This is a genomic window from Pseudomonas sp. CH235 (genome assembly GCF_004368175.1).
Taxonomy (GTDB): domain Bacteria; phylum Pseudomonadota; class Gammaproteobacteria; order Pseudomonadales; family Pseudomonadaceae; genus Aquipseudomonas; species Aquipseudomonas paraglycinae.
Map to the genome: position 1 here is coordinate 271,838 of NZ_RRZJ01000005.1, position 21,213 is coordinate 293,050.

Annotated in this window: 21 protein-coding genes and 2 tRNA genes; 7 read left to right on the top strand and 16 right to left on the bottom strand. The window is 60.9% G+C overall.

What is annotated here, in order from left to right:
- Positions 1 to 185: 185 nt before the first annotated feature.
- The 8 genes from murB to EIY71_RS08430 all read right to left on the bottom strand — a co-directional run bounded on the left by murB (position 186) and on the right by EIY71_RS08430 (position 7,029).
- On the bottom strand, positions 186 to 1,205 hold the full coding sequence (gene murB, locus EIY71_RS08395; protein WP_129973699.1) for a UDP-N-acetylmuramate dehydrogenase: 1,020 nt from the start codon (positions 1,203 to 1,205) through the stop codon (positions 186 to 188).
- On the bottom strand, positions 1,202 to 1,666 hold the full coding sequence (locus EIY71_RS08400) for a low molecular weight protein-tyrosine-phosphatase (protein WP_064598568.1): 465 nt from the start codon (positions 1,664 to 1,666) through the stop codon (positions 1,202 to 1,204). Before EIY71_RS08400 ends, murB begins: the two co-directional genes overlap by 4 nt.
- Complete coding sequence (gene kdsB / locus EIY71_RS08405; RefSeq protein WP_102717072.1) at positions 1,666 to 2,430, bottom strand: 3-deoxy-manno-octulosonate cytidylyltransferase; 765 nt, start codon at positions 2,428 to 2,430, stop codon at positions 1,666 to 1,668. Before kdsB ends, EIY71_RS08400 begins: the two co-directional genes overlap by 1 nt.
- Entirely contained in the window at positions 2,427 to 2,612 is a 186-nt protein-coding gene (locus EIY71_RS08410; protein ID WP_003174668.1) for a Trm112 family protein, read from the bottom strand. The genes kdsB and EIY71_RS08410 overlap by 4 nt, the downstream gene beginning before the upstream one ends.
- 24 nt (positions 2,613 to 2,636) lie before the next feature.
- Positions 2,637 to 3,647: a tetraacyldisaccharide 4'-kinase gene (lpxK, locus tag EIY71_RS08415; protein ID WP_134021326.1), complete on the bottom strand. Its 1,011-nt coding sequence runs from the start codon at positions 3,645 to 3,647 to the stop codon at positions 2,637 to 2,639.
- On the bottom strand, positions 3,647 to 4,075 hold the full coding sequence (locus tag EIY71_RS08420; RefSeq protein ID WP_007950767.1) for a biopolymer transporter ExbD: 429 nt from the start codon (positions 4,073 to 4,075) through the stop codon (positions 3,647 to 3,649). Before EIY71_RS08420 ends, lpxK begins: the two co-directional genes overlap by 1 nt.
- Positions 4,072 to 4,707 (bottom strand): MotA/TolQ/ExbB proton channel family protein, encoded by a 636-nt coding sequence (locus tag EIY71_RS08425; RefSeq protein ID WP_165369563.1) that lies wholly within the window; start codon positions 4,705 to 4,707, stop codon positions 4,072 to 4,074. Before EIY71_RS08425 ends, EIY71_RS08420 begins: the two co-directional genes overlap by 4 nt.
- A gap of 78 nt (positions 4,708 to 4,785) precedes the next feature.
- A complete protein-coding gene (locus EIY71_RS08430; protein ID WP_134021329.1) occupies positions 4,786 to 7,029 on the bottom strand; it encodes a DNA internalization-related competence protein ComEC/Rec2 in 2,244 nt (747 codons plus the stop codon).
- A gap of 136 nt (positions 7,030 to 7,165) precedes the next feature.
- Between EIY71_RS08430 and EIY71_RS08435 the strand changes: the two genes are divergently transcribed.
- Positions 7,166 to 7,684 carry a DUF2062 domain-containing protein gene (locus EIY71_RS08435; protein WP_007950764.1) on the top strand — a complete coding sequence of 173 codons (519 nt, stop codon included), beginning with the start codon at positions 7,166 to 7,168 and terminating at the stop codon, positions 7,682 to 7,684.
- A gap of 54 nt (positions 7,685 to 7,738) precedes the next feature.
- On the opposite strand, the gene EIY71_RS08440 is transcribed toward EIY71_RS08435, so the two are convergent.
- From EIY71_RS08440 to EIY71_RS08455, 4 genes are all read right to left on the bottom strand, one after another.
- Complete coding sequence (locus EIY71_RS08440) at positions 7,739 to 8,518, bottom strand: ABC transporter permease (RefSeq protein ID WP_007950763.1); 780 nt, start codon at positions 8,516 to 8,518, stop codon at positions 7,739 to 7,741.
- On the bottom strand, positions 8,515 to 9,447 hold the full coding sequence (locus EIY71_RS08445; RefSeq protein ID WP_134021332.1) for an ABC transporter ATP-binding protein: 933 nt from the start codon (positions 9,445 to 9,447) through the stop codon (positions 8,515 to 8,517). Before EIY71_RS08445 ends, EIY71_RS08440 begins: the two co-directional genes overlap by 4 nt.
- 133 nt (positions 9,448 to 9,580) lie before the next feature.
- Positions 9,581 to 10,204 carry a glutathione S-transferase family protein gene (locus EIY71_RS08450; protein ID WP_102686518.1) on the bottom strand — a complete coding sequence of 208 codons (624 nt, stop codon included), beginning with the start codon at positions 10,202 to 10,204 and terminating at the stop codon, positions 9,581 to 9,583.
- 43 nt (positions 10,205 to 10,247) lie between these two features.
- Positions 10,248 to 10,907 (bottom strand): transglutaminase family protein, encoded by a 660-nt coding sequence (locus EIY71_RS08455; RefSeq protein ID WP_134021335.1) that lies wholly within the window; start codon positions 10,905 to 10,907, stop codon positions 10,248 to 10,250.
- 248 nt (positions 10,908 to 11,155) lie between these two features.
- On the opposite strand from EIY71_RS08455, the gene EIY71_RS08460 reads away from it, so the two are divergent.
- Positions 11,156 to 13,603 (top strand): acyl-CoA dehydrogenase, encoded by a 2,448-nt coding sequence (locus EIY71_RS08460; protein ID WP_102686520.1) that lies wholly within the window; start codon positions 11,156 to 11,158, stop codon positions 13,601 to 13,603.
- Between the two features lie 74 nt (positions 13,604 to 13,677).
- On the top strand, positions 13,678 to 14,085 hold the full coding sequence (locus tag EIY71_RS08465) for a PA2817 family protein (RefSeq protein ID WP_007950758.1): 408 nt from the start codon (positions 13,678 to 13,680) through the stop codon (positions 14,083 to 14,085).
- A 57-nt stretch (positions 14,086 to 14,142) separates the two neighbouring features.
- On the opposite strand, the gene EIY71_RS08470 is transcribed toward EIY71_RS08465, so the two are convergent.
- Entirely contained in the window at positions 14,143 to 15,138 is a 996-nt protein-coding gene (locus tag EIY71_RS08470; protein WP_085745072.1) for a LysR family transcriptional regulator, read from the bottom strand.
- Between the two features lie 90 nt (positions 15,139 to 15,228).
- On the opposite strand from EIY71_RS08470, the gene EIY71_RS08475 reads away from it, so the two are divergent.
- The 4 genes from EIY71_RS08475 (at position 15,229) to EIY71_RS08490 (ending at position 19,334) form a co-directional block, all read left to right on the top strand.
- On the top strand, positions 15,229 to 15,855 hold the full coding sequence (locus tag EIY71_RS08475; RefSeq protein ID WP_134021338.1) for an alanyl-tRNA editing protein: 627 nt from the start codon (positions 15,229 to 15,231) through the stop codon (positions 15,853 to 15,855).
- A gap of 90 nt (positions 15,856 to 15,945) precedes the next feature.
- The gene (locus tag EIY71_RS08480) at positions 15,946 to 16,716 is read left to right on the top strand and encodes a 2OG-Fe(II) oxygenase (protein WP_007952184.1); all 771 of its coding nucleotides are present in this window, start codon (positions 15,946 to 15,948) and stop codon (positions 16,714 to 16,716) included.
- A gap of 1 nt (position 16,717) precedes the next feature.
- A complete protein-coding gene (locus tag EIY71_RS08485; protein ID WP_085745075.1) occupies positions 16,718 to 17,356 on the top strand; it encodes a LysE family translocator in 639 nt (212 codons plus the stop codon).
- A 238-nt stretch (positions 17,357 to 17,594) separates the two neighbouring features.
- Entirely contained in the window at positions 17,595 to 19,334 is a 1,740-nt protein-coding gene (locus EIY71_RS08490; protein WP_134021341.1) for a dipeptidase, read from the top strand.
- Positions 19,335 to 19,396: 62 nt separating this feature from the next.
- Here EIY71_RS08490 and EIY71_RS08495 read toward each other — a convergent pair whose 3' ends face one another.
- The 3 genes from EIY71_RS08495 to EIY71_RS08505 all read right to left on the bottom strand — a co-directional run bounded on the left by EIY71_RS08495 (position 19,397) and on the right by EIY71_RS08505 (position 21,118).
- The gene (locus tag EIY71_RS08495; RefSeq protein ID WP_134021344.1) at positions 19,397 to 20,758 is read right to left on the bottom strand and encodes an MATE family efflux transporter; all 1,362 of its coding nucleotides are present in this window, start codon (positions 20,756 to 20,758) and stop codon (positions 19,397 to 19,399) included.
- Positions 20,759 to 20,964: 206 nt separating this feature from the next.
- Positions 20,965 to 21,040: transfer RNA gene (locus EIY71_RS08500), tRNA-Gly, on the bottom strand.
- Positions 21,041 to 21,042: 2 nt separating this feature from the next.
- Positions 21,043 to 21,118, bottom strand: a tRNA-Glu gene (locus tag EIY71_RS08505).
- Between the last annotated feature and the right edge of the window lie 95 nt (positions 21,119 to 21,213).

Genomic DNA, 21,213 nt, shown 5'->3' on the forward strand with positions numbered 1-21,213 from the left:
GTGGTTCGCGCAGATCGGCTCAGGCTAATCAGGCTCTCTTGTACGGACGGGAACGTCTGCACCGGGCCTTTGGTGGAGCAAATGACTGGTATCGTTAGCTGGCTACGTTAACCCGCGATTAACAAAAAAGCCCTGCACTTTTTAAATAAGTGCAGGGCTTTGGGTTCAGCCTTGAAAGCGTAGCCTCAATACCTGTTGGGCTCCATTTCCAGCTCGACATTGAAACGTTCTGCAATGTCTTTCTGGATGCGCTGGGCCAGATCGAGTAATTGCAGCCCGGTCGCCGTGCCGTAGTTGACCAGCACCAGCGCCTGCAATTTATGCACGCCGGCATCGGCCTCACGGAAACCTTTCCAGCCGGCACGCTCGATCAACCAGCCGGCCGCCAGTTTCATCTGCCCGTCCGGTTGCGCGTAGGCCACCAGATCTGGATGCTGCGCCTTGATCTGTGCGACCACGGCCGCCGACACCAGCGGGTTCTTGAAGAAGCTGCCGGCATTGCCGAGCACCGCCGGGTCCGGCAGTTTTTCGCTGCGAATGCTGCAAATGGCCCGGCTGACATCCGTCGGCGTCGGCTGCTCGATACCCTGCTCGGACAGGCGCTGACGCACCGGGCCGTATTCCAGGTGCAGATGCGCGACTCGATCCAGTGCAACTCGCACCCGCAGGATCAGCCAACGACCCGGCTGCTGCTTGAACACGCTGTCGCGGTAGGCGAAGTTGCACTCTTCCAGACTGAAGTCGCGCAGCTCGCCGGTCTGGCGATCCAGCGCCGTCAGGCCGGCGAACACATCCTTGATCTCGACACCGTAGGCACCGATGTTCTGCATCGGTGCGGCGCCAACGGTGCCGGGGATCAGACTGAGATTCTCCAGCCCGGAAAAACCCTGCGCCAGCGTGTGCTGCACGAACGGGTGCCATGGCTCCCCAGCTTCGGCTTCGATCACCACGCGGTTGCCGTCGTCGCTGATGACGCGGATGCCACGAGTGGCCATGCGCAGCACCAGCGCCGGGATGTCCGCCGTGAGCAACAGGTTGCTGCCGCCACCGATCACCAGCAACGGCACATCGTGGGAAGTCGCGTAAGCCAGGGCTTCGCGCACATCGGCGTCACTGTGGGCTTCGGCAAACAGCTGCGCGCGAACGTCGACGCCGAAGGTATTGAAGGGTTTCAGGGAAACCTGCGGTTGCACCTGCAAACTCATAACCGCCCCTTCACTTCGATCAACAGCTGATCGCAGGCACGTTCGATCAGATCCAGCACCTGCTCGAAACCCTGATCGCCGTCGTAATACGGATCCGGTACTTCATCGACTTCGCCTTCATAGCGGCGCAGGAACAGATCCAGCTCGGCCTTGCCGGTGGACGGTTGCAAGGCCTTGAGGTTGCGCAGGTTGCTGTTGTCCATGGCGAGGATCAGGTCGTAGCTGGCGAAATCGGCGCGGCTGACCTGCTGGGCGCGTTGCGCCGACAGGTCATAACCACGCAGTTTGGCCGCAGCCTGGCTGCGCTTGTCCGGCGGATTGCCGACGTGCCAGTCGCCGGTGCCGGCGGAGGCCACTTCGACCTGATCCGCCAGTCCCGCTTCACGCAACTTGTGGCGCAACACACCTTCGGCGGTGGGCGAACGGCAGATATTGCCCAGGCACACGAACAGAACGCGCATCAGGCCTCCAGCAGGCGACGGACGCGCTCGAGATCTTCGGCGGTGTCGACCCCGGTCGGCGGCGCGATCAACGCGTCAGCCACGTGAATCCGCACGCCGTGCCACAGGGCACGCAGTTGTTCGAGGGATTCGGTGTTTTCCAGCCAGCACGGCCCCCAGCTCACGAAATCCTGAAGGAAGCCTGCGCGGTAGGCATAAATGCCGATGTGGCGACGATACGGCACGCCTTCCGGCAGCACGTCGCGGCTCTTGGCGAACGCATCGCGGGCCCATGGCAGGGTCGCTCGACTGAAGGTCAGCGCCAGACCGTTGAGGTCGCTGACGACCTTGACCACGTTCGGGTTGAACAGGGTTTCGACGTCCTCGATCGGCTCGGCCAGGGTGGCCATGCGCGCTTCGGTGTGGGCCGCGAGGTTGTCGGCGACCTGATCGATCACGCTCGGCGGGATCAGCGGTTCGTCACCCTGCACGTTGACCACGATGGCATCCGGCTCCAGACCCAACTTCGCGGCCACTTCGGCCAGACGATCAGTGCCGGAGTTGTGATCTTCACGGGTCAGCACCACTTCGGCGCCGAAGGCCTTGCAGGCCTCGACAATGCGCGCATCGTCGGTGGCCACGACCACACGGCTGGCGCTGCTTTTGCTCGCCTGTTCCCAGACGTGCTGGATCATCGGCTTGCCGGCGATATCCAGCAGCGGCTTGCCCGGCAAGCGAGTCGAGGCATATCGCGACGGGATGACAACGGTGAAGGCGGTGGTCATTTATCCAGACGCTCGTCGGTGGTCAGGGTGCGGGCTTCGCTTTCCAGCATGACCGGGATGCCGTCGCGGATCGGGTACGCCAGGCCGGCGCCCTTGCTGATCAGTTCGGTCTTGTCGGCGCTGAGCTTGAGCGGGCCTTTGCAGATCGGGCAGGCGAGGATGTCGAGCAGTTTGGTGTCCATGAACATTCCCTGGATAAAAACGGATTAAGGCAAAAGACGATCCGGCAACAGGCGCATCAACTGTGTGTCGAACCAGGCCACGAAGGCCGGTGACGGCACGGCATCGACCGCCAGGTACCACCAGTCGTCGGCAGCGAAGGCACGGCACTTCACCGCGTCCTTTTCAGTCATCACCACTGGCAATGACGGCGTGAAACTCAAGGCCTGCACGCTGTATTCGGCGTGATCGGCAAACGCGTGGGGCACAGGCCGCCAGTCTAGCGCTTCGAGGGTATTGAAGAAACGTTGCGGGTTGCCGATCCCGGCCACCGCATGCACGGCCTGACCGGGCGGGAAATGATCGAGCGACCGGCGTTCGCCGCTGCGCAAATTGACCAGCGCCGACGGTTTGAGACGGAAAGCGAATCCGCCGTCGCGATCCTCAAGGGCGCCATTGAACAGCACACCGTCAACGCTTTGCAGGCGCTCGGCCGGCTCGCGCAGGGGGCCGGCGGGCAGGCAGCGCTGATTGCCAAGGCCACGGGCGGCGTCGATCAGCACCAGTTCCAGATCCCGCGCGAGGCGGTAATGCTGCATGCCGTCATCGGACAGGATCAGGTCCAGCGGCTCGCTGTCCAGCAGGGCTCTGACGGCGGCGCTGCGATCGGGGTCGATCATCAGCGGTACGCCGGTGCGCTGCACGATCAGCAAGGGTTCGTCACCGGCGATGTCGGCAGTCTGGTCAGCTTCGACCCGCCATGGCAGTTGCGCCGGTTTGGCGCCGTAACCGCGACTGACCACGCCGACCCGCAGCCCGTGGCGTCGGCAATGCTCGATCAGCCACAGGATCATCGGCGTCTTGCCGGTGCCGCCGACGGTGATGTTGCCGACCACGATCACCGGCACCGGGGATTGATAGATCTCACCCTCGCCGTCGAGAAAACGCTGACGCTTGCCGGCCACGACGCGGCGGTACAGCCACTCCAGCGGCCGCAACAGCGTCAGGGCCGGGTGCCCCTGATACCACGCGGCGAGCAGACGATCGGACATGGCCATCAGGATTTGGGCGCCGCCTCGACCGTGGTCATGCGCAGATGGCTGAAACCGAGCTTGCCGGCCGCGTCCATGGCGGTGATCACGGATTGGTGCTGAGTCTTGCCGTCAGCACTGATCGACAACGGCATGTTGGTGTCGCCGTTGGCTTCTTTCTGCATGGCTTCCATCAGGGTCGCCAGATCGTTTTTCGGCAGAATCTTGTTGTTCACCGAGAACACGCCTTCGGCGCTGATGGCCACGTCCAGTTGCTTGACCTGCTGATCCTCCGCCGGCGAGCCGCTGACCGCTTCCGGCAGATCGACGCGCAGCTGGGTTTCGCGGGTGAAGGTGGTGGTCACGACGAAAAACAGCAACAGGATGAACACCACGTCGATCAGCGACGCGAGGTTGATGTCGATGGTTTCCCGGGGTTTGCGACGGAATTTCACGCTTTTTCCCCGGCCAGATCGACGTCACGGTCGCCCTGCACCACTTCCACCAGTTTGATCGCTTCCTGTTCCATGCCCACCACCAGTTCATCGATGCGGCGTTGCAGGAAACGGTGGAAGAACACTGCCGGAATACCGACCATCAGGCCCGCAGCGGTGGTGATCAGCGCCTTGGAAATACCGCCGGCCAGCACCGCAGCATTGGTGGTCATTCCCGAGCCGGTGAAGGCGCTGAAAATATCGATCATGCCCAGCACCGTGCCCAGCAGACCGAGCAGCGGCGACATGGCGGCGATGGTGCCCAGCGCGTTGACGTAGCGTTCCAGCTCGTGGATGACCCGGGCGGCCGCTTCTTCAATGCACTCCTTCATGATCTCGCGACCATGCTTGGAGTTGGCCAGGCCCGCGGCGAGGATTTCACCCAGCGGCGAGTTGGCGCGCAATTCCTTGAGTTTTTCCTTGTTGAGCTGCTTGTCCTTGATCCAGACCCAGACCTGACCCAGCAGATGCTCAGGGGTGACGCGACTGGCGCGCAGGGTCCACAGGCGCTCGGCTACGATCGCCATGGCGGCGATGGAACTCAGAATGATCGGCAACATCATCCAGCCGCCGGATTTGACCAATTCCCACACAGTGACAGCCCCCTCGAAAAAGTGCGCCACTTTACCATACCGGTTCGCGATAAAGACCCGTCGCCCCGACGACCGTGCTCAACGGTACTCCGCCCCCGGCAACGGCGGGTCGCGCCAGAAGCGACGTTGTTGACGCAACGACCGGGCCGGCTGAAACCGCCCCAGTTGCAGATGAATGGCGCCCTGCTCGGCGCTGTCATGGATGTGTATGCCCTGTTTGCGGTAACGGGCGATGACCGTCGGGTGTGGATGACCGAACGAATTGCCCTGCCCTCGGGAAATCAGCACGGCGTGGGGCTGCAAAGCCTTGAGCAAGGCCATCGATGAGGAACTGCGGCTGCCATGGTGCGGAGCTTGCAGCCACTGGGTATGAACTGCCAGCGCGCTGTTGAGCAGGTCCCGTTCGGCAGCGCTGTCGATGTCGCCGGTCAGCAGCAATCGTTCGCCGTTGGCTTCGATCTGCAACACGCAGGAACGCTGATTACTGTCGTGGGCGTCGGCCCATTGCCATAGATGAAAGGCAACGCCGTCCCACTGCCATTGCCGACCACTTTCACAGGCCTCCGCATTCAGCTCTTCGGCCAGCCCCGGCGGATCGCCGCTGATGACCCGGCTGACCGGCAATCCTTTCGCTACGGCGAGTGCGCCACCCGCGTGATCGGCATCGGCATGGCTGAGCAGCATCAGGTCGAGGTGTTCCACCCCCAGTTTGCGCAAGGCCGGCAGCACCACTCGCTCGCCGAGGTCGAAGTCGCCGAAACGCGGGCCGCTGTCGTACAGCAAGGTGTGATGCCGGGTGCGGATCAGAATTGCCAGACCCTGGCCGACATCCAGTTGCCACACATCCGCTACGCCTTCGGTCAGGCGTTCTCGAGGCGAAAATGCCAGCACCAGCAGCAACGGCCAGCCCAAGGGACGCAGGGGAACGCCTCGGGGCAGCAATAACAGAACTGCACCGATGCAACCCAGCGCCACGATCCAGCCCGGCATCGATTGTGCAACCCACGCCGGCCAGCGCCCGGCAATCAGGGCCAGCGCCCGGAACAATCCATCGATCAGTCCGCCGGCCAGCCACAGCAGCCCTTCCCCGACATAGGGAATCGGCAACAGCAATGTCCCCAGCAACGCCGGCGGCAGCACCGCGAAACTGACCCACGGCACCGCCAGCAGATTGGCCAGTGGCCCGCTGAAACTGATCGGCAGACTCAACGCCACCAGCACCGGGCACAAGCCGATTGCGATCAGCCACTGCGCACGCGTCCAGGTCTGCCACCAGCGCCACGGGCCCAGACGGCTGCCGAAGGTGAAGATCAGCACGGCGACCGCGATAAAGGACAGCCACAACCCCGGACGCAGACTGGCCAGCGGATCCATCAACAGCACACCATTGAAGGCCAGCAGCAACGGCCACCACGCACCGAGGTGCCGAAAGCGCAAACGCCACAACAGCACCAGCGCAACCATCACGCAGGCCCGCCGCACCGGCACGTCGAATCCGGCCAGCAGGCCGTAACCCAGCGCCGTCGTGAATGCCAGACCGCACGCCCAGGGCAGCCAAGGCCAACACAACGGCCAGATCCCGACCCTTGCCAGTCCGGCGACCAGCGCATACATCAACGCCGCCAACAGCCCGATATGCTGACCGGAAATCACCAGCAAGTGCACGGTGCCGGTGTCCTGCAAAGTCTGCCAGTCTTCGCGACTGAGCCCCGAACCATCGCCGAGTACCAACGCGGCCAAGGCTCCGTTACGCCCCTGAGCATCCACTGCAAGCAGGCGCTGGCGAATGCTGTCACGCCAGGCCCACTGCGCCGGCGCCAGGCGCTCGCCATCCTTCACCGTCCCGGTGGCGCCGATGCGCTGCGCCAGCAGCCAGGCTTCATAATCGAACGCATCCGGATTGAGCAGGCCGCCGGGACGCTTGAGCTTGACCGCCAGTCGCCAGCGTTCGCCACTTTTGACCTCCGGCCCGGCGTACCACGCCAGACGCATCAGCGACGGCAGTTTCTCGTGACGCGAGCGCGCATCGGCCAGTTCGAAGCGCACGACGCCCTCGGCATTCTGCGGCAAGCCGACGACCCGTCCTTCCACCCAGCGCGTTTCGCCATCCAGCCGGGAAGGCAGCCGGTCATTCAACGCCATCTGCGCGTTGAAACCCGCCCATGTAAATCCAAGCAGCAAAAACGCCAGTGGATAGCTGCGAAACGGCAGCAGCATTAGCGCCACCCACGGCAACACCAGCAATAACCCGACCGGCGGCAAGGCCGGCAAAAAAACCGGTGCCAGCAGACCGACCGCCAGCGCCATCATCCCTGTGCGCATAAGCCCGTCCTTGAGAGTCCCACCTTCAGGCATAGCGGTTGCGGGGCACGCGCGTCGTTATCAATTGTCACAAAGTCTGAATGGGCGGTTCATAGAATCCAGACATACTTGCCGCCTTAACCGACCGAGAAGCCTTATGCCCCGGCGCTTATTCAAACGTTACATGCCCGACCCGACGAGCATCAGGGAACACAAATCCTTACGCTTTCTCGGAACGTTGCTGCATGACCCGAACCTCTGGCACCTCAACCGACACTCGGTGGCCCGGGCCATGGCCGTTGGCCTGTTCGCCGCGTTCCTGCCGATTCCCGCGCAGATGCTGGTGGCCGCCGTCCTCGCGATCATGGTGCGCGGCAACATGCCGATTGCCGTCAGTCTGGTCTGGCTGACCAATCCGATCACCATGCCGGCGGTATTCTTTTGCACGTATCAGGCTGGTGCGTGGCTGATGGACGTGCCCGCCCGCACACTACCCGACGAATTGACCTGGGAATGGATCAGCGGTGAGCTCTCGACCTTGTGGCAACCGTTTCTGCTGGGTTCGGTGGTGGTCGGGCTGGCACTGGGTGCCCTCGCCTATTGTCTGGTGATGATGTACTGGCGCTGGTGGGTGGCCCGGCAATGGGCGCGGCGCAAGAAAAGACGTCAGGCGTGAATGCAAAACGGCCTCCAATGTGGGAGGCCGTTTTTCATTGCAGCATTGAAGGGATCAGGTGCGCATGCCGCGCCCGCTCACCAGCAACCGCGAACAACCGATATACAGCACCACCGTCGCCACCAGCATGAAGGTGATCGCGATGCCGATGCGAATGTCCGACACACCGAGGATGCCGTAACGGAAGGCGTTGACCATGTGCAGCACCGGGTTGGCCAGCGACACGGTCTGCCAGAACGGCGGCAGCAAGGTGATCGAATAGAACACGCCGCCCAGGTAGGTCAGCGGGGTCAGCACAAAGGTCGGGATGATCGAGATGTCATCGAAGTTGCGCGCAAACACCGCGTTGATGAAGCCCAGCAGCGAGAAGATCGTCGCCGTCAGCACCACCACCAGCACCGTCACACCAAGATGGTGTACCTGCAAATGGGTGAAGAACAGCGACAGGATCGTCACAATCACACCCACCATCAGGCCGCGCAGGACGCCACCAATGGTGTAACCGATCAGGATCGTGTGCGGCGACACCGGCGACACCATCAGCTCTTCGATGGAGCGCTGGAACTTGCTGCCGAAGAAGCTCGACACCACGTTGCCGTAGGAGTTGGTGATCACCGACATCATGATCAGCCCCGGCACGATGTACTCCATGTAGGTGAAGCCACCCATGTCGCCGATCTGCCGGCCGATCAGGTTACCGAAGATCACGAAGTACAGAACCATGGTGATCGCCGGTGGCAGCAGGGTCTGCGGCCAGATCCGGGTGAAGCGTCTGACTTCCCGGTAAACGATGGTGTTGAGGGCAACGAGGTTGGGGCGCAGCTCGGAACTCATACCGCCACCTTCGACAGATTTTTCTCCACCAGGGACACGAACAGCTCCTCAAGGCGATTGGTTTTATTGCGCAGGCTCAGCACTTCGATGTTCTGCAGGGCCAGTTGGCCGAACAGCGCAGTGATGCCCATGGACTTGTCGACCTGGACTTCCAGGGTATGGCCGTCCAGCAAACGCGCCGGATAACCCGCCACTTGCGGCGCGACACTCAGACCGTTCTTCAGGTCCAGCAGGAAGGTTTCCACATGCAGCTGACCGAGTAGCTGACGCATGCTGGTGTTCTCGACGATGGTGCCGTGGTCGATGATCCCGATGTTGCGGCACAACTGCTCAGCCTCTTCCAGGTAGTGGGTGGTGAGGATGATGGTGATGCCTTTCTGGTTCAGTTCGGTGAGGAACGTCCACATCGAACGGCGCAGTTCGATATCCACCCCGGCGGTCGGTTCATCGAGGATCAGCAGACGCGGTTCGTGCACCAGCGCACGGGCGATCATCAGACGACGCTTCATGCCGCCGGACAGCGAACGCGACGGCACATCGCGTTTGTCCCACAGGCCGAGCTGGGTCAGGTACTGCTCGGCGCGTTCCTTGGCGATCTTCGCCGGAATGCCGTAGTAACCGGCCTGGGTCACGACGATGTCGAAGGTCTTTTCGAACTGGTTGAAGTTGAATTCCTGGGGCACCACGCCGATGGAACGCTTGAGCGCCGCCGGGTTCTTGTCCAGGTCGTGGCCAAAGATATTCACCGTGCCGCTGGTCTTGTTGACCAGGGTCGAGAGAATGCCGATGGTCGTGGATTTGCCGGCGCCGTTGGGGCCGAGCAAGGCGAAGAAGTCACCTTCGGCGACATCCAGATCGATACCACTCAAGGCCTGGAACCCGTTGCCGTAGGTTTTGGTTAGCTGCCGGATGGACAGAGCGGAACTCATATCGGATTTACGCACCCAGTGAAGAAAAAAGGACTGATAAAAGGCCGGCGGCGAGGAGGACAACCGCAGCGCTCGAGCGCAATGGTGCTTGCCGTCGCCGCACAAGTACAGTCAAGTGTGTCGATAGTAGGTATTAAGTCAACGCGGTCATGACGGCTTTCTGATACGCCGGACGCTGCTTCAGCCGCGCATACCAGGCTTCAAGATTCGGCTGTGACGCGCGCTCGATCGGCATCTCGAACCAGGCATAAATGAAACTGCCGAGCGGGATATCGCCCATGCCGATTTCATTACCGGACAGATACGGCTGATCCTTCAGCGCCTGATCGGCCATCGCCAGCAAGCCGTCACATTCCTTGATCGCCGCATGGATTGCCGGCCAGTCCTGTTTGTCTGCCGGGGTACGCAGAACGCCCCAGAACACCGTGCGAAACGGTCCGGCAAAACTGGAAGTCGTCCAGTCCATCCATTTGTCAGCGGTGGCGCGGGTCTGTGGATCCGCCGGGTACCACGAAGTATCGGCTGCATGCTTTGCCAGCAGATAACGCACAATGGCATTGGATTCCCACAGCACAAAACCGTCGTCCTGAATCACCGGCACCCGCCCGTTCGGGTTCATTGCCCGGTACTCCGGCGTGTCGACCACCCCAAACGCGCCACCGGCATCAATGGCCTCGTAGGCCAGCCCGAGCTCTTCGGCAGCCCACAACGGCTTTCTGACATTCGACGAATTCTTGCGACCCCAGATCTTCAGCATGACCGCCTCTTTTCCAGTAAATGGGCAGGCAGCATACGCCGGATCAGAGGCGGCCGACATCACCGCGCATGTCACCGGACAGTGGCGTCTGCTGATCGTTGAACAGGTGCGGATAACATTTCTGCAGATGTTCGAAGAAAAAAGATTCCGGTACATCGGCGAACTGGCCGTGATCGACCAGGTACTCCATCAGCAGCGCACCATCGCTGTTGTACGGGTGGAAAACGCTGTCGTTTACGCCATCGAATTCCAGCGGCGCAACGTTGAACATTTCGCAGAGTTTCTGGTTGAACGCGGGTGTGGCTTTCACCCAGCGATCATTGAGAAACAGCTCGGTATAACCATGCATGGCGAACACTTCGCTTCTCAGCAGTTCAAGCAGACGCGGCGTCGACAGATGATTTTTCACATCCGCCAGACCAATGCGTGCGGGGATCCCGCAATGGCGCGCGCAACCGGCGAGCAACGTGGCCTTGGGTACGCAATAACTCTCACCCGCCGCCAGCGCGTAGCTGCCGCGCAAGGTCTGCGGGTCGCGGCTGAAGGTGTACATGTTGTAACGCACCGCCTCGCGCACGGCGTAATAAAGACTGACCGCCTGCGCGAGCGGATCGCGGCTGGCACCACGGTGCTGCTCGGCGAACTCCACCACCGAGGGGTGGTCACTATCGATGAAGCGACCGGGGCTCAGATACTCGTGCATGACGACATTCTCCTGATTGAGCCCCGAGTCTAGCGAGAGGTTCAGCACAGAGATAACGACGTTTCGGCCAAATATGCACGCAAAGACGCGGAAGCTGCGAACGATTTCCCACGCGTGTTGCCCACCGAACCTACAAAAGACATCCGGGGTTTCCCACGATTTCAATCACCTTGCTCTGACCGCCCCGTTTTGCAGATGCCGTCTAAGCTCTGGAGGGTCGGTTCGCCCTGGTTCACGGAGGATTAAATATGCTGTTGTTGTGGATACTGGTTCTGATCGTCGGCGTGGCGTATCTGGCACACCGGCGCATCGCCCCGCTGCCGGCACTGGGCATCGTTGCCGCTTACCTGTTGGCGATGGGAATTTTCAGCCACGCACCGGGCTGGTTGCTGCTGATTTTCTGGGTCGTGCTGGCCCTGGTGGCCGCCCCGCTGCTGTTGCCTGACCTGCGCCGCAAACACTTCACCGCGCCGCTGTTCAGCTGGTTCCAGAAAACCCTGCCTCCGATGTCGCAGACCGAACGCGACGCGATCGACGCCGGCACGGTGTGGTGGGACGGCGAACTGTTCAGCGGCCGTCCGGACTGGGACAAACTGCTGTCCTATCCCAAGGTGCAACTGAGCGAAGAAGAACAGGCATTCATCGACGGCCCGACCGAAGAACTCTGCGCGATGGTCACCGACTGGCAGATCGGTCAGTCGATGGATCTGCCGCCCGAAGCCTGGACTCACATCAAGGAACACGGTTTCTTCGCCCTGATCATTCCCAAGGAGTTCGGCGGCAAGGGTTTCTCCGCCTACGCCCACTCCCAGGTGGCGATGAAACTGGCGACCCGCAGCGGCGACCTCGCCTCTACCGTGATGGTGCCCAACTCCCTCGGCCCGGCCGAACTGCTGCTGCATTACGGCACCGACGAACAACGCAATCATTACCTGCCACGGCTGGCCCGGGGCGACGACATTCCTTGCTTTGCGCTGACTGGCCCGCTCGCGGGTTCAGACGCGGGTGCGATGCCCGACACCGGGATCATCTGCAAAGGCGAATGGGAAGGTCAGGAAACTCTCGGCCTGCGCCTGAACTGGGAAAAACGCTACATCACCCTCGGCCCGGTCGCGACCCTGCTTGGCCTCGCCTTCAAGGCCTATGACCCGGATCACCTGCTCGGTGACAAGGAAGATCTCGGCATCAGCCTCGCGCTGATCCCGACCGATACTCCCGGCGTGGAAATCGGCCGTCGCCATCTGCCGCTGGGTGCTGCGTTCATGAACGGCCCGAACTCCGGCAAGGACGTGTTCATCCCGCTGGACTTCCTCATCGGCGGCCAGGACATGCTCGGCAAAGGCTGGATGATGCTGATGAACTGCCTGTCGGTCGGGCGCTCGATCTCGCTGCCGGCAGTGGGCACCGGCGCGGCCAAGTTCACCAGTCTGGTAACCGGGCAGTACGCGCAGATTCGCGAGCAGTTCAACGTGCCACTCTCAGCATTCGAAGGCATTCAGGAAGCCATGGCGCGGATCGGCGGCAATGCCTGGATGATGGACGCCGCGCGGATGCTGACCGCCAACGCGGTGGATCTGGGCGAGAAGCCGTCGGTGCTGTCGGCGATCCTCAAGTACCACCTCACCGAACGCGGTCGCGAGTGCATCAGCCACGCCATGGACGTACACGGCGGCAAGGCGATCATCATGGGCCCGAACAACTACCTGGGCCGCAGCTGGAACGGCGCGCCGATCTTCATCACCGTGGAAGGCGCGAACATTCTTTCGCGCAACCTGATGATCTTCGGCCAGGGCGCGATCCGCTGCCATCCGTTCGTCCTCAAGGAAATGGCCCTCGCCGGACGCGAGGACAAGGACCAGGCGCTCAAGGAATTCGATGGCCTGCTGCTCAAGCACATCGGATTTGCCGTGAGCAACGCCGCCAGCACGCTGGTGCTGAACCTCGGCTTCGGTCATTTCGAACATGCGCCGGGAGACAAGCTCAGCCAGGGTTATTTCCGCGCCCTCAACCGTCAGGCTGCCGCGTTTGCCATGCTCGCCGACCTGAGCATGATGCTGCTGGGCGGCGAACTGAAACGCCGCGAGCGTCTGTCGGCGCGTCTGGGTGATGTGCTGAGCAACCTGTATCTGGCCTCGGCGGCGCTCAAGCGTTATCACGACCTCGATTCCCCGGCGTACATGGAACCGCTGTTCAGATGGGCCATGGAAGAAAGCCTCGGCCAGTCGGAAAAGGCGCTGGATGAACTGCTGACCAACTTCCCGAACCGAGTCTTTGGCTGCCTGTTGCGCGTGATCGTGTTCCCGTTCGGCCGCCGTCACAAAGGCCCGTCGGACAGACTCGGTGCCGAAGTGGCTGCGGTCATCGGCCGCGCCAAGGGCGATCCGGCGCTGGAAGAACTGCTTGCGGGCTGCTATCGCCCGCAATCGGCCGACGATGCGGTCGGTGCGCTGCAGCACGCCTGCGATCAGTTGAACGCTGCGCAACCGCTGCACAAAAAACTGCACACCTCGCTCAAGAGCGGTCAGGTCAAACCGGTCGCCGGCGAACACGCCATCGATGCCGCACTGGAAGCCGGGGTGTTGCAGGCCGTGGAAGCCCAGACCCTGCGTGATGCCGAAGCGGCTCGACGCAAGGTGATCGATGTCGATGATTTCGACAAGGAGCAACTGAAACCGGCGGACGGCAAAATCCGCTGATCCCTTCAATCAGTGAAAAACGGGCGCAGGGGCTTTATACTCCCGCGCCCGTTTTGCTCTTGAGGACTTATCTCGTGTCCAACGTCGTTGCCGATCATCTGGTTTTGCTCGACCACCTGCGCAGTATCCTGGTCGCCGTAGGTGAGGCCGATCAGGTTCCCGAAGAAAGCCATGCCCTGTTCCTGGAGCGTTTCGATGAACTGCTGGCGTCACTGCCGATCGAGCCGATCGAAAGCCAATACCTGGGCCAGGACATCCTGACTCAAGTGATTACCCGTTACCCGCAAATTGCCCACCTGATCCCGCGGGATCTGCTGTGGTTCTTCGCCGGCGACTGCCTGCATTACCTGTCCGACGAAGAAATCGACATGTACCAGGCGCTGGAAGAACGCCGCTACGAAGCCGAACAGAACGATGAACCGTTCGACTGGAACCAGGAAAAACAGCTGCTGGCGATGTCCGCCCAGGACAGCAAGCACTGATTTTCGCCCGATAAAAAAGGCCCGCATGGTGATCCATGCGGGCCTTTTTTTATCGGGTCAGAGCAACCCTTCACTCTCGGGCAATTCGTACTCCGCCAACGGTTTTGAACCGCCGGATTTTGCCGGCTTGCTCAGGGTCGGCTCTTTCTCCAGGCACTCCACCAGATAGTCGATGAACACCCGCAGCTTCGGCGGCAGATAACGCGTCGGCGAGTGCAGCAACCACAACCCGCCGTGGTACGACGCCAGGAACGTCCAGTCCGGCAGCACCTGCACGATCAGCCCCTGCTCCAGGGCATAACGCGCGGTGAAATACGGCAGGCTGCCAATGCCGATGTGCTGCAACACGGCGCCCAGACGCACGCCGGTGTGATTGGCGGCATACCGCCCGCGCACGCCGACAGTGACGGCTTTCGTGCCTTTCTTGAATTTCCAGCGCGCATCGCTCGGGGTTTCGCCCAGGTAAATGCAACTGTGGTTAAGCAAGTCATGGGGATGAGTCGGCGTCCCGTGTTCGGCCAGATACTGCGGCGTCGCGCAGAGCAAATGGTCGATGGTCAACAGTTGTCGTCCCACCAGTCCAGCCGGTGGACGGTCCGTGATGCGAATGGCCAGGTCGACATGGTCGTCGATAAGATCGACCTGGCGGTCCTCCAGCAACAGCTCCACGTCGACCTTCGGATAGCGCCGCAGAAACTCCGGCATGTGCGGATGAATCACGAAGCGCCCAACCGCTTTCGGCACGCTGACCCGCACCAGCCCCTCGGCTTCGTGGGTGAACTGGCCGCTGATCTCCATCACCGACTTCGCCGCGCTGACCATTTCCTGACAGCGTTTGAACACCTCTTCCCCGCCATCGCTCAAGCGCAGTTTGCGCGTGGTGCGTTGCAGCAGCCGCGTGGCCAGCGCCTTCTCCAGCCGGGAAATGCTGCGGCTGACTGCCGATGGCGATGAGCCCAATTGGCGAGCGGCTTCGGAGAAGCTGCCGGTCTCTACGACCTTGACGAAAATCGCCATTTCACCGAGCAGCGGCAGTGGAAGATTTATGCTCACAGCGCAACAGTCCTTTGATGTTTGAACGGATTATCACGTTATTGCACGATTCATATAATTAAAAAAGAAACTTTAATAAGGGCATGGAATATGACGCTTCGCCTCTTTTTCCATAGTGATGACCTCAAGGCCAATGTGGAAGTCCTCGACTGCACGCCCCACGAGAACGAATTCGCCGTTGTGTTGCGCGCCACACTTTTTCATCCCCAGGGCGGTGGCCAACCCTGTGATACCGGCTGGATTGGCGACAGCCAGGTTCTGCGGGTCGCTCAGGAACCGGACCGGATCATTCATTTCGTCGATCAACCGGTGCCACTGGGCATGACCCAGATTCGCGTCGACGAAGAACGCCGCCGCTTCAACACCCGCATGCACTCTGCCGGGCATTTGATCGGCCACTTTGTCCAGGCCATGGGCTGGATGCCGATCAAGGCCCATCACTGGCCGGACGAGGGCCGGGTGCAATTCAAGCCCGGAGATTCGGCTCAGGAAGTCGATGCACAAGTCGTTCAATACGGCATCGGGCAATGGATCGAACACGATCTGCCACGCCTGACGTCCCTGCGCGAAGGCGCGCGGGAAATCGGTTTCGGTGAACTGCCAGCCTATGGCTGCGGTGGCACCCATGTACGCAGCCTGAAGGATCTGGGCACAGTCACGATCGCGTCCCTTTCGCAGAAGAAAGGCACGTTGTCCGTCCACTACAGCGTGGATTGAGGATTTCGGGCGCTGCCAGATGCAGCGTCCGACGCCGGGGGAACCGCGTTCGCCGGTTCCGTTGACTATTCGATAGATGGACCTGAAACCATGATGCTTGACGTCGAGCGTCTCGATGAGACGTGCATAAAAAAACTGGCCAACGAAGAAGTCCTCGCCATCCGCGTCAAGGGCTTTCTGCCCCAGGCGCAGGCGATCCAGATTGGCGACAAGATCCTCGCGCCCGGCTTCGAGGGCTACATCAACGCGCCCAGTATCGGTCGTATCGGCATGGCGTTCTACGAGGCGGAAAACCAGCCGCTGCTGATCGAGGACTACTTCGAGCGCGCCACCAGCAACATTGCCGAACTGCGCAACCGCTGCGCGCCCTACTCGTCGCCGGTCGACACCCTGCGCTGCATGCTCGACGAATCCTGGCCGGCGGGTGCCCACCTGGAAAACCTTTACGGTCGCAAGATGTACGTCGGCCTGTCCCGGGTAGTGAAACCGGGCGTGTGCTTCCTGGCCCATCACGACATCTTCGCCAAGGACGCCCCGGAAAGTTTTCAGGCCCGCAGCCTCGAGGCGCAGTTCGCCTGCAACGTCTACCTCAACATGCCAACCGAAGGCGGCGCATTGCAGATGTGGGAAGACGATATTTCCCCGGACCGCTTCGATGAAATGCGCGGCGACAGCTACGGCATCGACCCGGCGCTGCTTGGCCCGCCCGCCCTCGAAGTACGCCCGGAACCGGGGGATTTCATCATGTTCAATTCGCGTCGCATGCACTCGGTAACGCCGGGCGTGGCGGATCCGCGCTTGAGCCTTTCATTTTTTGTCGGCTATCGCGGCAATGCTTCACCCCTGACTTTCTGGAGCTGAAATGACATCGAATTACCTGGGCGAGTTTCTGGCATTGGCCACCATCCACTTTCTGGCCGTGGTCGCTCCCGGCCCGGACTTCGCCGTGACCATCCGCCAGAGTGTGCGTTTCGGTCGACTGGTCGGCATCTGCACGGCATTGGGCATCGGCGCGGGAATTTCCGTGCACGTGCTGTACACCCTGCTGGGCGTCGGCGCCTTGATGCACACCACGCCTTGGCTGCTGACCGTCGCCAAAGTGGTCGGTGGTGCTTACATCCTTTACCTCGGCGTCAGCCTGATACGCAGCAAACCCAAGACGACAATGGAAGGCGAAAAGACCAGCGACGAACCGTTGATTGAACAATCGCTGTTCAAGGCGTTTTCCACCGGTTTCCTGACCAACGCCACCAACCCCAAGGCCACGCTGTTTTTCCTGGCGATCTTCACCACGATCATCAGCGCCAGCACACCTCTGCAAATCCAGGCCCTGTACGGGTTGTGGATGTGCGGGGTGAATGCGTTGTGGTTCGTGATCGTCGCGCTGTTCTTTTCCAGCAGCAAAGTGCGCGTGCTGTTCATGCGCATGGGCCACTGGTTCGAGCGCAGCATGGGGGTGATTCTGATCCTGTTTGCCGGGCGTCTGGTGTTGTCGATGTAATCTGCGCCCATAAAAGAGGCTCGCACAGTCAAGCTGGCGAGCCTCTTTTGCTTTCGGGATCCGTTGTAAGTCCTGCCCTAGAGGCCTCAATCCTATTTTTTCGATTCAGTGTCATTTTTGCGACGTGTCTCACTTCGGGGGCTCCCCTATCACTCGCTGGTGGTGTTAGTTTGCGAAACCGTCTGACGCTTCGATCAGATACCTCCTACTCACTGCCTGCAAAGGAATGCCCTTAGCAATGGACTTTTCACTCAAGCAACTGGCCGCCTCGACGTTGATTCTGGCCAGCCTTTCGTCCGTCACACTGCCAGCCCACGCCAACCTGACCGAGCAGCAGAGCGCGACCATCCTCAAGACATTCAACGAGGCAAAGGCCAGTGATTTCAGAGCATTTCTCGGTGATCTGGCAAAGAACGACCTGAGCAAGACCGACGATCTGCGTCCAGCCATCAGCGCCTTCCTCGATAACAAGACGCTGACCGCCGAACAGCAAAACGAGATCCATCGCTTGCTCGGCCTCTACACCCGCGTGAAGTACGGCAAAGCCGCGCTGGAAACCCTGCGCGAACTGGTGGAAATCCCGACCTACCGCAAGGACGGTGTCGATCAGCACGACAACCCCGAGTTCATCAAGATCGCGGGCAAGATCAAGAATCTGGCCGAGTCTTTCGGCCTGAACTACCGCAACATCGACAACCGCGTTTACGAGATATCCCTCGACGGCAGCGGCAAGGACGTCGTCGGCATTCATGCACACGCCGACGTGGTGCCGGTAACGCCGGAGAACTGGGTGCTGAAAGACGGCACCAAACTTGATCCGTTCAAGGTCACCCTGATCGGCGACCGCATGTATGGCCGTGGCACAGAAGACGATAAAAACGGCATCGTCGTGACGCTGTATGCCATGAAGGTGATCAAGGAAGAGAAGCTGCCACTGGCGCGCAATTTCAAACTGCTGGTGGACACCACCGAAGAAACCACCGGCGACGCGATTCCATACTATTTCGAACGCAACCCGACGCCGGAGTACAACCTGGCGCTGGACGGTGGCTATCCGGTGGTGATTGCCGAGAAAGGTTACGGCACCGTCATGGCCAGGTTCGCCAAGCGCAAGGCCGAGGGTAAAGGCGCGGAAATCATCTCGATGACCGGTGGCCTGGCGACCAACCAGATTCCATCGGTTTCGGTCGTCACGCTGGTGACCGACAAACCTGCCGAACTGGCGGCCAGCCTGCAAAAGGCCGGCACTGAATACGCCAAGCGCAATGGCGGCGATTTCGAAGTGAACGCCAAGGTCGATGGCAAAGACGTCAAACTCACCGTCACCGGTGTTTCCGCGCACTCGTCCGAACCAGAGTCCGGCGTCAACCCGGTCGCCCGCATGCTCGACTTCATCCACAGCGTGGACGGCAAGATCGCCCTCAAGCACAACCACATCACCGACGCTGCGCACTACGCCGCCGACAACTGGGGCCTGGACTACAAGGGCGGCAAGCTGGGCGTCGGTTTCGCCGATGACTTCATGGGCCCGCTGACCACTTCCCTGACCTACGTCGGCATGGACGACAAAACCTTCAAACTCGCGGTTAACCTGCGCGTGCCGAAGGGCAAGTCGCCGGAACTGCTCAAGACAGAAATCGCCGACAAACTGGCAGCCTGGAGCAAGAAAAACCATGTCGCGGTGAACTTCGACTATTCGATCGCCGAACCGATGTACCGCAACCCTGAAGGCGAGTGGGTCAAGGCGCTGCTGGCCGTGGCCACCGAGAATCTGGGCATGAAACACGAATTCGGCACCTCGGCCGGCGCCACCTCGGTGCATGAATTGCCGAACGGCGTGCAATTCGGCCTGGCGCGACCGGAGGTCAAGTACACCGGTCACACCGACGGCGAGTTCAAGACCGTTGACCAGTTCTTGCTGGACCTGCAGATCGTCACCGAAATGATGGGACGCATCGGGCAATTGCCAAAACTGTGATCCATACGTCAACGCCACAATGAACAAAGGCCCGTCGGTTCCCACCGACGGGCCTTTTCAATTCAGTCGACGACCGCCACACCCATTCGACTGCACACGAAAAACCGTCTCCCCATCAGCAGCATTGCCAGCGTCAATGCCGTAATCAGCCCCAGCCAGATGCCTTGCGGTCCCCAGCCCAACCCGAACGCCATCAGGCAACCGAGCGGCAAGCCGACACCCCAGTAACAGAAAATCGCCAGCCACATGGGCACACGAGTGTCCTGCAAACCGCGCAAGGCGCCGGCGGACAGCATTTGCAACCCATCGGGAAACTGTAGCGCTGCGGCGTACAGCAAAAGCGTCGAGGCGAGCGCGGTGACCGCTACATCCGCGCTGTACCAACCCGCTATCGTTTCATTGCCCAACAGCATGATCAGTACCGAAACGCTTTGCGCGACCAGGACGATGACGCAGCCCGCCCCGGCAGCCTGCCGGACGCCTTTGAAATCCCCCCGCCCCAACGCATGACCGACCCGAACGGTCGTGGCTTCAGCTACGGCCACCGGGATCATGAAACACAGCTGAGCCAGATTCACCGCGATCTGATGGGCCGACAGAAAAGTCGAGCCGAGGCGGCCAATCAGTAGCGAGGTGACAATGAACAGACTGCCCTGGGTCAAAATCGCGATGCCGATCGGTATTCCAACCCTCAACAAATCAACGATGCCGGCAAGACGCGGCGGATCGAAGCGGGCAAACAGCTGCAAATGCGCCAGCCGCTTGCCTCGCCAGAGGTGCGCAGCGAACAGCAACGCTTGCAGCCACATCATCAAGGCCGACGCGATGCCCAGTCCTTCAGCCCCCATCTCCACGAAACCCAACTTGCCATTGGTCAGCACATAACCCACTGGCGCCAGAAACAAGAGACCACCAAAACCGAAGACCATGGTCGGACGCATCCAGTGCATTCCTTCGCACAGATAGCGCATGCAGAAAAACAGGGTCAACGCCGGACTTCCCCAACGCACAGCCTGCAGAAAGGCCTGTGCCCCCGGAATAATTTCCGGTGCAATCCCCGCGGGTGCGAGCAGATGAGGCACAAGGCTCAGGAAAGCGAACATCAGCCCTCCCATGAACAGCGCCAACCACATGGCCTGGCGAAAGATCGGCCCAATCTCGTCTGTTCGCTCCGCGCCGTGTAAACGGGCGACTGAAGCGGTCAGCGCAATCAATGTTCCGATTGGCACCAGCATCGGCAGCCACAACAACGCCGTGCCGAGCGTGACGGCAGCCAAGGTATCGGTGCCGTGATTGCCCGCGATGAGGTTATCCACGAAAGCAATCAGCCCTGCGCACAGGTGCCCTATGACCAACGGAAGCGACAGCCATGCGGTTGCTCGAATCTCGTGCAGATGGCCGGGAGGTCTGATCGTTTGTGACATTAAGTGAGATCCTCGAATTCGATCACCCCCGCTTCAGCCATCAAGGCTGACGGGGCGGTCGTTATCTCAGAATCGGTCGAGGGCTGGCTGTCAGACGCTTCCGCAAATCACGGATTCACCGTAGGAAAGTTGTAACAGAGCGCAGCACGCACAAGAAACGCGCATACAAAAACGCCGCTCATCACTGAGCGGCGTTTTTGTGAATATGGAGCGGGAAACGAGACTCGAACTCGCGACCCCGACCTTGGCAAGGTCGTGCTCTACCAACTGAGCTATTCCCGCAATGGCGTCCCCTAGGGGACTCGAACCCCTGTTACCGCCGTGAAAGGGCGGTGTCCTAGGCCACTAGACGAAGGGGACAGGCTACAACTTTCACTAATAAAAACGCCGCTCTTTGCAAAGCGGCGCTTTTTGAATTTGGAGCGGGAAACGAGACTCGAACTCGCGACACCGAC

What these genes read in the sequence shown, in the direction of transcription:
- EIY71_RS08475 (WP_134021338.1), top strand. Translation starts at nt 15,229, where the DNA reads ATGACGCTTCGCCTCTTTTTCCATAGTGATGACCTCAAGGCCAATGTG.
- EIY71_RS08435 (WP_007950764.1), top strand. Translation starts at nt 7,166, where the DNA reads ATGCCCCGGCGCTTATTCAAACGTTACATGCCCGACCCGACGAGCATC.
- EIY71_RS08455 (WP_134021335.1), bottom strand. Translation starts at nt 10,907, where the DNA reads ATGCACGAGTATCTGAGCCCCGGTCGCTTCATCGATAGTGACCACCCC.
- EIY71_RS08495 (WP_134021344.1), bottom strand. Translation starts at nt 20,758, where the DNA reads ATGTCACAAACGATCAGACCTCCCGGCCATCTGCACGAGATTCGAGCA.
- kdsB (WP_102717072.1), bottom strand. Translation starts at nt 2,430, where the DNA reads ATGACCACCGCCTTCACCGTTGTCATCCCGTCGCGATATGCCTCGACT.
- EIY71_RS08460 (WP_102686520.1), top strand. Translation starts at nt 11,156, where the DNA reads ATGCTGTTGTTGTGGATACTGGTTCTGATCGTCGGCGTGGCGTATCTG.
- EIY71_RS08490 (WP_134021341.1), top strand. Translation starts at nt 17,595, where the DNA reads ATGGACTTTTCACTCAAGCAACTGGCCGCCTCGACGTTGATTCTGGCC.
- EIY71_RS08400 (WP_064598568.1), bottom strand. Translation starts at nt 1,666, where the DNA reads ATGCGCGTTCTGTTCGTGTGCCTGGGCAATATCTGCCGTTCGCCCACC.
- EIY71_RS08485 (WP_085745075.1), top strand. Translation starts at nt 16,718, where the DNA reads ATGACATCGAATTACCTGGGCGAGTTTCTGGCATTGGCCACCATCCAC.
- EIY71_RS08410 (WP_003174668.1), bottom strand. Translation starts at nt 2,612, where the DNA reads ATGGACACCAAACTGCTCGACATCCTCGCCTGCCCGATCTGCAAAGGC.
- murB (WP_129973699.1), bottom strand. Translation starts at nt 1,205, where the DNA reads ATGAGTTTGCAGGTGCAACCGCAGGTTTCCCTGAAACCCTTCAATACC.
- lpxK (WP_134021326.1), bottom strand. Translation starts at nt 3,647, where the DNA reads ATGGCCATGTCCGATCGTCTGCTCGCCGCGTGGTATCAGGGGCACCCG.
- EIY71_RS08430 (WP_134021329.1), bottom strand. Translation starts at nt 7,029, where the DNA reads ATGCGCACAGGGATGATGGCGCTGGCGGTCGGTCTGCTGGCACCGGTT.
- EIY71_RS08450 (WP_102686518.1), bottom strand. Translation starts at nt 10,204, where the DNA reads ATGCTGAAGATCTGGGGTCGCAAGAATTCGTCGAATGTCAGAAAGCCG.
- EIY71_RS08480 (WP_007952184.1), top strand. Translation starts at nt 15,946, where the DNA reads ATGATGCTTGACGTCGAGCGTCTCGATGAGACGTGCATAAAAAAACTG.
- EIY71_RS08440 (WP_007950763.1), bottom strand. Translation starts at nt 8,518, where the DNA reads ATGAGTTCCGAGCTGCGCCCCAACCTCGTTGCCCTCAACACCATCGTT.
- EIY71_RS08445 (WP_134021332.1), bottom strand. Translation starts at nt 9,447, where the DNA reads ATGAGTTCCGCTCTGTCCATCCGGCAGCTAACCAAAACCTACGGCAAC.